Annotated in this window: 11 protein-coding genes and 1 pseudogene; 11 read left to right on the forward strand and 1 reads right to left on the reverse strand. The window is 37.7% G+C overall.

All coding sequences use genetic code 11. The annotated features are described in order from the left end of the window. Positions 1-3: 3 nt before the first annotated feature. The 11 genes and pseudogenes from J0N78_RS00500 to J0N78_RS00545 all read left to right on the forward strand — a co-directional run bounded on the left by J0N78_RS00500 (position 4) and on the right by J0N78_RS00545 (position 12,287). Positions 4-1,212: a substrate-binding domain-containing protein gene (locus tag J0N78_RS00500; RefSeq protein WP_307794872.1), complete on the forward strand. Its 1,209-nt coding sequence runs from the start codon at positions 4-6 to the stop codon at positions 1,210-1,212. Positions 1,213-1,233: 21 nt separating this feature from the next. Then, the gene (locus J0N78_RS00505) at positions 1,234-2,418 is read left to right on the forward strand and encodes a levoglucosan dehydrogenase (RefSeq protein WP_209121052.1); all 1,185 of its coding nucleotides are present in this window, start codon (positions 1,234-1,236) and stop codon (positions 2,416-2,418) included. Positions 2,419-2,568: 150 nt separating this feature from the next. Beyond that, positions 2,569-4,065, forward strand: a complete 1,497-nt coding sequence (locus J0N78_RS00510) for a sugar ABC transporter ATP-binding protein (protein WP_209121053.1) — start codon at positions 2,569-2,571, stop codon at positions 4,063-4,065. Beyond that, positions 4,046-5,011: an ABC transporter permease gene (locus J0N78_RS00515; protein ID WP_209121054.1), complete on the forward strand. Its 966-nt coding sequence runs from the start codon at positions 4,046-4,048 to the stop codon at positions 5,009-5,011. Before J0N78_RS00510 ends, J0N78_RS00515 begins: the two co-directional genes overlap by 20 nt. Before the next feature lie 33 nt (positions 5,012-5,044). After that, the gene (locus J0N78_RS00520; RefSeq protein WP_209121055.1) at positions 5,045-6,223 is read left to right on the forward strand and encodes a Gfo/Idh/MocA family protein; all 1,179 of its coding nucleotides are present in this window, start codon (positions 5,045-5,047) and stop codon (positions 6,221-6,223) included. After that, positions 6,220-7,191 (forward strand): sugar phosphate isomerase/epimerase family protein, encoded by a 972-nt coding sequence (locus tag J0N78_RS00525; protein WP_209121056.1) that lies wholly within the window; start codon positions 6,220-6,222, stop codon positions 7,189-7,191. The genes J0N78_RS00520 and J0N78_RS00525 overlap by 4 nt, the downstream gene beginning before the upstream one ends. A gap of 157 nt (positions 7,192-7,348) precedes the next feature. After that, positions 7,349-8,767 (forward strand): Na+/H+ antiporter NhaC family protein, encoded by a 1,419-nt coding sequence (locus J0N78_RS00530; RefSeq protein ID WP_209121057.1) that lies wholly within the window; start codon positions 7,349-7,351, stop codon positions 8,765-8,767. A 289-nt stretch (positions 8,768-9,056) separates the two neighbouring features. After that, a complete protein-coding gene (locus tag J0N78_RS00535) occupies positions 9,057-9,887 on the forward strand; it encodes an undecaprenyl-diphosphate phosphatase (RefSeq protein WP_209121058.1) in 831 nt (276 codons plus the stop codon). 219 nt (positions 9,888-10,106) lie between these two features. After that, positions 10,107-10,190 (forward strand): annotated as a pseudogene (locus J0N78_RS25565) (SgcJ/EcaC family oxidoreductase); the annotation flags it as partial. A gap of 44 nt (positions 10,191-10,234) precedes the next feature. Further along, on the forward strand, positions 10,235-11,227 hold the full coding sequence (locus J0N78_RS00540; RefSeq protein ID WP_209121059.1) for an aldo/keto reductase: 993 nt from the start codon (positions 10,235-10,237) through the stop codon (positions 11,225-11,227). A 79-nt stretch (positions 11,228-11,306) separates the two neighbouring features. After that, positions 11,307-12,287, forward strand: coding sequence for an aldo/keto reductase (locus tag J0N78_RS00545; protein WP_209121386.1), 981 nt, complete (start codon positions 11,307-11,309; stop codon positions 12,285-12,287). A 146-nt stretch (positions 12,288-12,433) separates the two neighbouring features. On the opposite strand, the gene J0N78_RS00550 is transcribed toward J0N78_RS00545, so the two are convergent. Continuing rightward, positions 12,434-13,510: a Gfo/Idh/MocA family protein gene (locus J0N78_RS00550; protein ID WP_209121060.1), complete on the reverse strand. Its 1,077-nt coding sequence runs from the start codon at positions 13,508-13,510 to the stop codon at positions 12,434-12,436. Positions 13,511-13,675: the final 165 nt, after the last annotated feature.

Genomic DNA, 13,675 nt, shown 5'->3' on the forward strand with positions numbered 1-13,675 from the left:
CCTGTGAAAAAATTATCTAAAAAGGTACTTGCTACAACATTACTAAGTGGAATGTTAATTTTATCAGCATGCAACTCTGACAGCAGTTCAACTCAATCAGAAAGCAATGCAAACCAAACAGAAAGTGAAACAACTGAAGCAAGCTCTGAAAATGAAAGCAGTGTAATAGAGCCAATTGCAATTAACCCTAACATTGATGCAGACGCTGAAATCATGAGTAAAGGTCCTTATGGGGAGACAGCGATTTCAGCAAGTACGTTGGAATTATCAGTCGAAGATATTGAAAAAATCAGAGAAGGAAATTACAAAGCAGCCTTAGTTATGCACTATGCAGGAAATGATTGGTCAAATGCTCAAATTAACGGCTTAGAAGCAACGTTTGAAAAAATGGGAATTGAAGTAATTGCCGTAACCGACGCCCAATTCAGTGCTGAAAAGCAAGTTTCCGATCTAGAAACAGTTTTAGCAAGAAACCCGGATATTATCATTAGTATTCCGACAGACCCTGTTTCAACGGCATCTGCTTTTAAACGTGCAGCAGAACAAGGGGCTAAGTTAGTTTTTATGGATAATGTACCAAATAACTTAGCTCACGGCGAAGATTACGTAAGTGTCGTTTCTGCTGATAACTATGGTAACGGGATTGCGGCTGCAGAAATTATGGCTGAACAACTTGGTGGAGAAGGGAAAATCGGTGTCATTTATCATGATGCGGACTTTTTCGTAACGAAACAACGTGTAGAAGCTTTTGAAGCAACAATTCAAGAAAAATATCCAAATATCGAAATTGTAGCTCGTGGTGGAATTATGGGACCAGACGATGGTTTAAAAGTTGCTTCCGCGATGTTAACAACAAATCCTGATTTAGACGGTATTTTCGGTGTATGGGATGTTCCATCTGAAGGTATTTTAGCGGCAGCTCGTACGGCTGGTAGAGAAGATTTAGTTATTACGACAATTGATTTAGGTACAAATGTAGCACTGAACATTGCTAAAGGCGGCTCTATTAAAGGGTTAGGGGCACAGCTGCCGTATGACCAAGGAGTAGCCGAAGCGATTTTAGCTGGATACGCTCTTTTAGGGAAAGAAACTCCATCATATGTAGCTGTACCGGCTTTAACGGTAACTCAAGAAAACATTCTTAAAGCATGGGAAATGGTGTATCAAACAGAAGCGCCACAAGAAGTTCAAAATGCATTTAACAACAAATAATTTTAAAGGAGATGTAATGTTATGAAAAAATTAAACGTAGGTCTAATCGGTGCAGGATTTATGGCAAAAGCTCACTCACTAGCAATTGCAGGAATGCCAATGTATTTTTGGCCAGCACCAGCACTCCCACACCGTAAAATGGTTGCTGATATCACAGAAGATTTAGCAAAAGATGCAGCAGCTCGACTAGGTTACGATCAGTATACAGGGAATTGGATGGATATTATTAACAATCCTGAAATCGATATCGTTGACATTGTAACACCAAACGACTCGCATGCTGAAATCGCGATTGCTGCGGCGAAAGCTGGGAAGCATATTATTTCTGAAAAACCATTAGCACGTACGGCTGCTGAAGCGAAGACGATGTTAGATGCAGTTAATGAAGCGGGTGTTAAGCATATGGTTGCTTTTAACTACCGTAGAACACCAGCGGTTGCTCTGGCTAAAAAATATATTGAAGAAGGCGCAATTGGAAAAGTATTAAACTTCCGTGGAACGTATCTTCAAGATTGGTCTGCTGACCCTAACTCACCGCTTTCATGGAGATTCCAAAAAGACATTGCAGGTTCGGGTGCATTAGGAGATATCGGTACACATGTTGTCGACTTTGCTAGATATTTAGTAGGTGAAATTACTGAAGTTATGGCTGAAACACAAACATGGGTAAAAGAAAGACCAATTCAAACTGGTGGTGTCGATAAATTAGGAACGGTCAAGTCTAGTGCAGATGTTCCTAAAGGCATTGTAGATGTTGATGATGAAATCATGACACTATTAAAATTTGAAAACGGCGCCGTTGGTAGTATTGAAGCAACACGAAATGCATTTGGACGTAACAACTTCCTAACATTTGAAATCCACGGTGAAAAGGGATCTCTTTACTTTAACTATGAACGTAGTGATGAACTGCAAGTGTTCTTCGCCGATGATCCTGCCGACCGCAGAGGATTTAGAACGGTGTACACAGGACCAGCTCACCCATATGGAGAGGGATTATGGCCGATCCCAGCGCTAGGAATAGGCTACGGTGATACGAAGATCATTGAAATCTATGACTTTGTAAAAGCGATTGCAGAGGATACGAATGTTTATCCTAATTTTGATGACGGCTATCAAATTTGTGTCATCAGTGATGCAATCTTAGAATCGGCGCAAAACAGACAATGGGTGAAAGTAAATAAATTACAAGTTACAACTCCTTAAATAAAACTATAAGGCTGACTTAAAAGTATAGAGGTACCTCTTCAGTATTTTATGAATTCTAAATCATAATAGTAAGTTCGTATTTAGGTACGTTCTAACCTGGAGAGGTTACTTCCATTAAGTTATTCTCTTTTAAAAAGGGTGAATGAGATGAGTAATCTGGCGTTGAAAATGACTGGAATTTCAAAATCTTTTAACGGGATAACCGTTTTAGATGACGTTCAATTTGAATTAAAAAAAGGTGAAGTTCACGCGTTAATGGGCGGAAATGGTGCAGGAAAATCGACGTTAATGAAAATATTAACGGGAGTCTATCAAATGGACGAAGGAAGAATTGAAATTGAAGATAAAGAGGTAACGATTGAAAAGCCTCAAGATGCCCAAGAAAATGGTGTAGCAATGATCTTCCAAGAATTTAGTGTCATTCCATCATTAACGGTCTCACAAAATATTTTTTTAAATCGAGAAGTGAAAAAGAGTAATAGATTATTAGATGAAAAAGCAATGTATATGAAAACAGAAGAGTTACTAAAACAGTTAAATGTCGATATCAACCCGAATACATTGATTGAGAACTTAAATGTTGGTTACTGGCAGATGACGGAAATCGCCAAAGCATTAGCGCAAAATGCGAAGTTTTTAATTATGGATGAACCGACGACCACTCTTTCAAAAAATGAAACCGAAACATTGTTTGAGCTAATTGAAAAGCTGAAAGGCGAAGGAATGTCGATCATTTATATTTCTCACCGGATGGATGAAATTTTTCGAGTATCCGACAAAATTACCGTATTACGAGATGGACAAAATGTCATCACTTGTCCAACGTCAGAATTAACGATGGAAATGCTCGTTCAACATATTGTAGGGAAAAATATGGAAAATAGTTTTCGATGGAAGCCTCGTAAGATTACACAGGATAAAACTGTTTTAGAAGTGAAAAATCTATACTCAGGTTCAAAAGTGAACGGAATAACCTTTCAACTAAAACAAGGTGAAATTCTTGGGATCGCAGGTTTAATGGGAAGTGGACGAACAGAACTAGCTAGAACTTTATTCGGTATTGATCCGACTAAACAGGGAGAAATACTTATTAACAATGAACGAATAACAATTAAAAACCCGCAAGATGCAATTGCAGCAGGAATCGCTTTAGTACCAGAAGACAGGCGAGTACAAGGGTTAGTCCTTGGACATGAAGTGAAAGAAAATATGATCTTACCAGTTTTAAAACGAGTATCGAAATTTGGATTTATTAACAAAAGCAAGGTAACGAGTTTATCTGAAAGATTTGTTGATAAGTTAAATATAAAAACAGATAGCATTTACAAAGCTACTAATCTTCTATCTGGTGGAAACCAACAAAAAATAGTTTTGGCCAAATGGTTAGCCAATGAGCCTAATATTTTAATCCTAGATGAGCCGACCAATGGTGTAGACATCGGTGCTAAATCTGAAATTATCGAAATTATACGACAATTAGCAGATCAAGGAAAATCAATTATTGTAATTTCTTCTGAACTTGCTGAACTAATGGCAATGTCAGATCGAATCATTACATTAAAAAATGGCCAAGTGACGAGTGAGTTGCAAAGAGCTGAAATTGTATCAGAGGAGGACTTAGAGCATGCAATCCAAAGTAATTAAATCGACATCAAATGCACCTACTTTTGATTGGCGCAATTATATTGTATATTTTGCATTCGTCGGAGTGTTTATTATTTTTTCGATTACGCTTTATGATTATGGATTTTTATCGGTAAATAACCTATTAAATATTGTTAGACAAACAGCAATGATTTCGATTATGGCGGTAGCTGTAACTTTTGTTATTTCGACTGGAGAAATTGATTTATCGGTAGGTTCAATCACTGCCTTATCTTCACTTACAGCTGCATTAGCGATTCAGTCATTTGGAGTAATGGGAGGAATTATTGCAGGAATTGGAACAGGTGCACTTCTTGGATTAATTAACGGTCTTCTTGTAACAAAAGTGTTAATTCCTTCTTTCTTAGTAACTCTTGGAATGATGGGAATTGTCAAAGGGTTAGCGATGTGGATTACAGGAACAGCTCCAGTCCCTATTTTAAATGAAACATTCATTTTCTTATTCGGTTCAGGGAACCTTGGACCTATTCCAATGTTATTCATTTGGACGATTATCGTAGCTGTCATCGGTCACATTGTGTTAAGAAAAACAACATTTGGAAGACAAGTATTAGCAACAGGTGGTAATGAAAGTGCAGCGCGTTTTTCTGGTATCAATACAGCACGCGTGAAGCTGATTGCATTAGTTTCATCAGGGATGATGGCTGGATTTGCCGGAATGTTATTTGCGGGTCGTTTAGAAGCAGGTCGTTTTACTTTTGGTGAAGGTGCAGAGCTATCTGTTATTGCAGCCGTTATTTTAGGTGGAACGAGTCTCTTCGGTGGAGTCGGTACTGTTGTCGGAACGATTTTCGGTTCAATCTTAATTGGAACGATTAACAACGGTTTAATCATTATGGGATTAGATGTCAGTCAACAAATGATCGTTAGTGGTTTAATTATTATTCTAGCAGTTGCATTCGGAAAACGAGCAGTTAAACGATAAGAAATACGAATGAAGAAGGATAGGTGAGTAAACGTGAATAAAATTAAAGTTGGTGTCATTGGAACAGGGTTTATTGGACCTACCCATATTGAAGCTATTAGAAGACTGGGATTTGTTGAAGTTGTCGCACTAGCAGAAAGCAGTTTGGAGACTGCCCAACATAAAGCAGCTGAGCTTGGAATTCCAAAGGCATATGGTGATTACAAAAAAATGCTGCAAGATGAGGACATTCAAGTTGTGCATAATTGTACGCCAAATCATCTTCATTTTTCAATTAATAAAGAGATTATATTAGCTGGCAAGCATGTCTTATCTGAAAAGCCGCTAGCCATTTCAAGTGAAGAATCAGCTGAATTACTAGAGCTTGCGAAAAAGCATGGGGTTGTACACGGGGTGAACTTTAATTACCGTCAATTTCCGATGCTAAAGCAGCTTGAAACGATGATATCTAATAATGAGCTTGGAAAAATAAACCTCGTTCATGGTAGTTATTTGCAAGATTGGTTATTGTACGAAACCGATTTTAACTGGCGACTAGCTCCTGAAGTAGGGGGAAAATCAAGAGCGATCGCAGATATTGGCTCTCATTGGTGTGACACTGTCCAATATGTTACTGGCAAAAAAATTACTGAAGTATTCGCTGACTTAGCGACAGTCATTCCAGTTCGAAAAAAATCAAATGGAGGCGTAGCTACCTTTGGTGCAAATGCGTCCGATGAAGGGCAATATGAAGATGTTCCTATTAATACAGAAGACTATGCATCTGTCCTTGTACGCTTTAATGACGGAACGAGTGGAGTGTTTACGGTTTCTCAAGTAAGTGCAGGTCGTAAAAATCGATTAAGCTTTGAAGTGAATGGTAGTCAAAGCTCAGCTTATTGGAATCAAGAGGAACCAGAAAAATTATGGATCGGGCATCGTGATCGAGCCAACGAAGTAATGCTAGCTGACCCAGCCTTATTTGCACAAGAAGCGAAAGGACACATCCACCATCCAGGCGGACACAATGAGGGTTGGCCTGACGCATTAAAGAATATGATGAAAAATTTCTACACATTTATATACGAAGGAAAAGACCCTTTACAAGATCAAGCAAACTTCGCCACATTTGAAGATGGACATATATCTATGTGTATTACAGATGCGATATTAGAAAGTCATAATAAGCAAAAGTGGGTAAAAGTTCAACTAGAACAGGAGGTGCGCTCATGAAACTAGGAGTTTTTACAGTCCTCTATCAAAACCTCCCGTTTGAAGAAATGCTTGATAAGTTAAGTGATATGGGTGTAGAAGCAATCGAGCTCGGAACGGGAAATTATCCAGGGAATGCTCATTGTAACCCTGATGAATTACTAGAAAATAAAGATAAATTAAAAGCGTTTCAGAAAGCAATAGAAAATCGTGGATTAATGATCAGTGGGTTAAGTTGTCATGGAAATCCGTTACATCCCAATAAAAAGGTGGCGGTAGATGCACATGATACGTGGCGAAAAACCGTTTTACTAGCTGAGCGACTTGAAATCCCTGTTATTAATGGTTTTACTGGCTGTCCTGGTGATAGCATAAACGCTCAATACCCAAACTGGGTAACGTGTTCGTGGCCACCTGAATATATGGAAGTTCTAAATTGGCAATGGAATGATATCGTCATTCCTTATTGGAAAGAAGAAGCAAGCTTTGCGAAAAGCCATGGAGTAGAGCAAATTGCCTTCGAAATGCACCCTGGATTTGTCGTCTACAATCCCGAAACGTTGTTGAAATTAAGAGAGCATGTCGGGCCAAGTATAGGAGCTAATTTCGACCCTAGTCACCTCGTTTGGCAAGGAATTGATCCAGTCGAAGCGATTAAAAAGCTAGGTAGAGAAAAAGCGATTTACCATTTCCATGCGAAAGATACGTATTTAGATAAAGCTAATATTAATGTAAATGGTGTTCTAGATACGAAACATTACAGTGAAATTCTTGATCGATCATGGACTTTTAGATCGATTGGGTATGGCCATGATGAGAAGATGTGGAAAGACATCATCAGCATGCTTAGAGCTGTAGGATACGATTATGTTCTTTCAATCGAACATGAAGATATGCTTGCTTCAACGGATGAAGGCTTGAAAAAAGCGATTGCATTGTTAAAGCAATCTTTATTTAAAGAAGAAATTACTGAAATGTGGTGGGCATAAGTCCACTACGAACAATGTAGAGAGAGGGAGCTAACCTCTCTCTATTTACATTTAAATCCAAAATCTAAAGTATAATATTCTACGCCATTCACAATATAATACAGACCAAATTTCGCTGGAATTATTAGATTAGTTATATTGAAAATAGGTGATTAGGATGGAAGCAAGCTGGTTTTCGATTATTCCCTTTTTAGTTGTAATCCCAGTAGCAATCTATACAAAACAAGTGTTACCCGCTCTTTTTCTTGGTTTATTGGTTGGCTCTTATATTATGGAACCGGCTATCATTGGTGGTGTAAAAACATTATTCGTCTACATCGTTCAAGCATTAATTGATACGAACAATATCAAAATTATTGTCTTTTTATATGCATTTTCTGGCCTTGTTGGCATGATTAAAATGACTGGTGGAATTAGGGGATTTGTTGAAAAGGCCTCAGAAAAAATACAAACAAGAAAGCAAGCTTTACTTTTAACTTATGTATCAACAATTGGAACATTTGCTGCTCCTACTTTTCGTTTTGTCACTATTGCTCCGATTATGAGAGCGTTACTAAAAAAAGTTAAAATGACAACAGAAGAGCTTGGCTTTGTCATAGAGACAACGGCAACTCCGATTATTGTATTAATTCCTGTTGCCACAGCTTTCGTAGGGTATATGGTTTCCATTATTCAAATCGCCATTGAAAATCAAGGGATTGAACTAGATCCATATTCACTCTTTATTCAAAGCATCCCGTTTAACTTTTTTTCAATCGTTACGATTGTATTGGGTGTCTATTTAAGTTTTTTTCATCATTCCAAAACAAAGTCTCATGCGCCTACATATATCGCTGAGAAACCGGGAGAAGAGGAGGAAGAGGATTGGCATGATTGCCATCCTGCTGTCGCAAAAGAGTTACCGATTAAACCGTGGAATCTCCTTCTTCCATTAGTTTTAGTTATAAGTCTTACACTGTTTCTCACCTGGTGGGACGGTCATGTAAAAGGTTTTGGTTTTTTTCAAGCCTTTATTAAAGCCGATGTCCTTGATGCAATGGTCGTAGCGTTACTTATTACTGTACTTATGTCTATTATTTTTTACTTATTGCAACGCTTTGAACTTCGTAAGCTAATTACTGGGTTTATTGACGGTGGCAACGAATTAATGTCAGTAATTTTATTGTTATCTGTCGTGTGGGGATTGTCGTCTATTACGGATGATTTAGGTTTTTCAAGCTTTGTCACTGCTCATTCAGGTTGGATTCCGCAGTTATTCATCGCACCATTAATATTTGTATTTGGCGCAGCCGTATCGTATTTTATTGGGTCTGCCTGGGGGACATGGGGGATTTTAATGCCTCTTGGTATATCACTTGCGAATGTAGGTGGCGTTTCTCTACCATTAGTTATTGGTGCTGTCTTTGCAAGTGGCTCTTTTGGAGCATTTGCCTCACCTTTAAGTGATGATACAAATACGATTGCAAAAATATTAAAGCTCTCCGTAATCGACTATGCTAAATATAAGTTAAAACCAGCTCTAATTGCGGCTGGTATAACAATTGTATTATATTCGTTGGTGACTTTTTTTTATTAAAAATTTTTAATTGACAATAGGGAAAGACCCACTTATGATGAAGCTACAAACTTTATAATTCTCCTAAAGGGGAGTAGCTTTTACAGCATGGTCGTCATTTCGGAGTGACTACTCTCGGCTATGTTGGCAACCTAAACAGGTTGTTAGCAAGACCTTTACGTCAGAGTAAGGGTCTTTTATATTATTAAGAACCTTTACTACGGTAAAGGTTTTTTAGTTTTTTGAATGGTTCAACAGCAAGATAATTTTTTGAAGAAAGACTTTTAGATTAAATAAGGAGTTTTGTGTGATGGATATTTTTACGCTACTTAAAGCAATTATTCTTGGCATGGTAGAGGGATTAACAGAGTTTGCCCCGGTTTCATCAACTGGACATATGATTATTGTTGATGATATGTGGTTACAGTCAGAACAAATTCTAACAAAATATGTTGCTAATACTTTTAAAATCGTCATTCAGCTGGGCTCGATATTAGCTGTCGTTGTCGTATTTAAAGACCGATTTGTTGATTTATTAGGTTTAAACAAATTCAATAAAAAAACGATTCAACGTACAAAGCGTCTGAAGCTATCACATGTCATTGTTGGACTTATTCCAGCAGGCGTGCTAGGAGTATTTTTTGAGGATTATATTGATGAATATTTATTTTCCTTAACGACTGTGTTAATAGGGTTAGTATTAGGTGCAATATTAATGCTAGTCGCTGATCGATTCAGCCGTAAAAACCCTGTAATACTGACAATTGATCAAATCACATTTAAACAGGCATTTTTGGTGGGATGTATTCAATGTCTGTCACTCTGGCCTGGGTTCTCAAGATCAGGGTCGACCATATCTGGTGGTGTTTTACTAGGGATGAGTCACCGTACAGCTGCTGACTTTACATTTATCATGGCGGTTCCAATCATGTTAGGTGCCAGCAGTATATCACTGTTAAAAAATTGGCAGTACTTTACGTTAGAAGCATTACCTTTCTTCATTGTAGGATTTATAAGTGCATTTATATTTGCATTAATATCCATCCGGTTTTTCTTAAAGCTAATTAATCGAATAAAGCTAGTTCCATTTGCTATCTATCGAATAGTATTGGCATTTACGATTTATTTAATATATTATTAACTCGTTTCTATTTTGAATTCACTAGAATAATCAAAAGCTTGACATTTACAAGCTATATAAATAAAAAGAAAAAAATACATCAATTACCTTGATGATTGAATATGCCCTTTTTTTGTTTTACGATAAACTAGAAAAATATAAGGAGTATTTTTTTATAAGTCACTCTGATTTAAAGGAATTACAGGATGTTTATCATCCCTTAATGGAAGCATGGAATAATTGTTTCAAAATACTCCAGCTCAATTTTACGGGAGACCAGAGTTAGTGGAGCAAATGACTGAAGAGTTACGACAGCTGTTGTAGTAGTGCTTATAGTATAATAAAGTGTGAAAGGAGTTTGATAATAAGTGGAATATCGTACAGTAGGAAAGAGTGGATTGTTAGTATCCAACCTTTGTTTAGGAACAATGACTTTTGGGAAAGCGACAAGTGAAGAAGAATCGATCTCCATGATTCACCGTTTCCTTGATTATGGGGGAAATTTCATTGATACAGCGGATGTATACGTGGAAGGAGCTTCAGAAGAAATTGTCGGTAAAGCGATTCAAGACAGGCGTTCCGAGGTCGTATTAGCGACAAAGGTTAGAATGAAAGTTGGGCCGCATCCAAATGATGTTGGTTATTCTAGAAAACGGATCATGGAAGGTGTTGAACAAAGTCTTCGTCGCTTGAAAACAGATTACATCGACTTATATCAGTTACATGTTTGGGATCACCTTACTCCTATAGAAGAGACATTAAGAACTTTAGATGATCTCATCGCATCCGGCAAAGTGCGTTACATAGGCTGTTCTAATTTTTTAGCTTGGCAATTAATGAAATCATTATCCATTAGTGAATTTAGAGGCTATGCCCGATTTATTTCCATTCAACCTCAATATAGTCTAGTAAGTCGTGAAATGGATCGAGAAGTGCTATCGTTATGTTTAGAGGAAAACGTGGGGGTACTCCCTTGGGCTCCACTCGGAGGGGGCTTTTTATCAGGAAAATATAAATCGGTGGCTGAGCCTTCTTTCGGTCGTTTTTCCCAAGGCTTAACTGGAGAATATGAATGGAAGAATAAAGCTCTTGATAAAAATTTTAACATCGTGGCAAAAGTTGAAGAAATTGCTCAAGAAATCGATAAAACACCTGCGCAAGTTTCTTTAAATTGGCTTCTATGTAAAGAAGGTATTACGTCTCCAATCTTTGGAGCACGTACTCTTGAACAGTTTGAAGAAAACATGGGAAGCATTGGGTGGCATTTAAGTGCTGAACATATACAAGCTTTAGATGAAGTGAGTGCACTTCCTGTTGAATATCCAAATCGTTTTATTGAAAAATTCCGTCGTTCGATTTAAGGGTGATTTTGATTAAGTTTTTTTATTAGCGATATTTTAGTAAAAACCTTTTCAATCTTATTTCATAGGAGATGAATGTATCTTGCAAAAACTACCGATAAGTTACAACGGGCTAGATGCCAGTCAATTAATTTTTGGCTGCATGGGGCTAGGCGGCGGATGGGACCGTAATGCGATACAACCAGAACATGTAAAGGAAGCGCATGAAGCAGTAGAAGCAGCATTGTCTTCAAATATAAATATGTTCGACCATGCAGATATTTATGCTTTCGGTAAAGCTGAATCTGTTTTTGGGCAAGTATTAAAGGAGAGACCGACGCTTCGTGAAAATATCATTATTCAATCAAAATGTGGGATTCGTTTTGCAGATGAAGAGTTAGGAATTCCTACGCGTTATGATTTTTCTAAATCGTATATTATCGCGAGTGTTGATGGAATACTTTCAAGACTAGGAATTGAATATTTAGATATCCTAGTGCTACATCGTCCGGATGCATTAATGGATTCTCGCGAAGTTGGTGAGGCATTCCATCAATTAAAGGCTTCAGGAAAGGTTCGGTACTTTGGTGTATCCAATATGAGTGCTGGTCAAATTCGATTACTGCAACAGCATTGTCATGAAAAGATCATTGTTAATCAATTAGAAATGAGTTTACAAATAATAGGATGGCTTGAAACTGGTGTTCACGTAAACCAATTGGCAGCTCGTGATAATATTTTTCCTGAAGGTACGCTTGAATATTGCCAAATGGAGAACATTCAACTTCAAGCGTGGGGTTCACTCGCACAAGGCTTGTATTCTGGCCGAAATATTGATAACGAAAGCGAGCAAGTGAAAGCAACTGCTCAACTTGTACAAAAATTAGCAGAAGAGAAACAAACGTCAACTGAAGCTATAGTTCTATCATGGCTCATGCGCCATCCAGCAGCGATTCAACCCGTGATTGGAACAATAAACCCAACTCGAATTAAGGCATGTGCTGAGGCTACAAATCTAACACTAAGCCGTGATGAATGGTACTCTCTATATGTTAGTTCTCGAGGAGTTTCATTACCTTAAGTTAAGTTTTTGATGTTCGTCATTAAAAATTGAAGGAAAAGAATAGAAGTACCAGTTTCTGTCCAAAACTGTAATCCACACAGAATTGAGCAGGAACTGGTTTTTATTATTGATGAAATTGGAAGAAATGGCAGTGCTGATTATGATTATAAAGTGATTTTTCTTCCTTCTTTTGCAGACACGCGTATCGCATCCAAAATGAGTTGCGCCTCGTGACCATTTTCAAACGTTGGAACATGCGGATGAAGGGTATTCTCACGAATCGTTTGCGACATTGCGTCTAACATCGGGTAAAAGGGTTGGTAATACGCTAATGCTCGATCTGAAAGGTTTGTTGGTTCCTTGAGTTTTTCAGCGAGTTTGACTTTAGTGAGTTTGCCATCCTCAATCGCAATTTCTACACGCTGATCATCAGTCATAACGAGCGTTCCGTTTGTGCCAAATATTTCTAAACGCCACTGATTGGTTCGATGAAGTGTGGCAGACGTTAACTCAACGGTAAAAGAAGTTCCCGTTTCTAAAGTACCTATTGTTTGAAATGAATCTTCAGCTGTGCGTACTTCGGTTTCACCATCCTTTGTGATCGAAGGAATATGAATTGGAAGTTGCCCATAAATGTCTTTCACGGATTGTCCTGTCCACCATAAAAGCGAATCAAACATATGCGAACCAATCGCACCAAGCATGCCACCACCGAATTGTTCTTGACCAAGCCAACCACGTTTATTATTTTTAAGCCTCTTGTATCCATTGAAGTTACTTTTATAATGTATGTGTAAAATTTCTCCGAGTTGACCGCTTGCTAAGATTTCTTTAATCTTTTGTCTAGCGGGCAAAAAACGAAATTCAAAATTAATGAAGCCAAACAAACCTGCCTGATTTTTGAACTCAAGCATTTCTTTCGATTGATTTGCATCAAAGGCCATTGGCTTTTCACAATAAATATGTAGGTTGCGTTTCAATCCTTCCATCACCATATCAAAATGTAAATAAGGTGCCGATGCAACAGAGAGAAGATCTAAAGATTCTCGTTCGAGCATCTTTCTCCAGTCATCATAAACCGCATTAATACCTGTTTCACCTTTTACTTCGTTTAGACTGCCACGATGAACACTTGATATTGATACCACTTCAAAATCGGGATGGTTTTGCATGATCGGCGCATGCACCTTTGCCCCAAAGCCTGTTCCAATAATTCCAACTCTGATTTTATCGTTTTTCATGAAATGCCTCCTCTTTTTTTTTAGAAACCTCTTTTTAATAATATTAGTAGAAGTGTTCTTTTTGTCCAAATAATGCCAGTTTGCAATAAAGAACGATAGCTTTAGAATAGCATAAGTTGTAGGAGGAATATAAATGATTGGTTTTAAAGTTAATAAAGTTGTAGG

It is taken from the genome of Alkalihalobacillus sp. BA299 (assembly GCF_017745675.1).
Classification (GTDB): domain Bacteria; phylum Bacillota; class Bacilli; order Bacillales; family Bacillaceae_F; genus Alkalihalobacterium.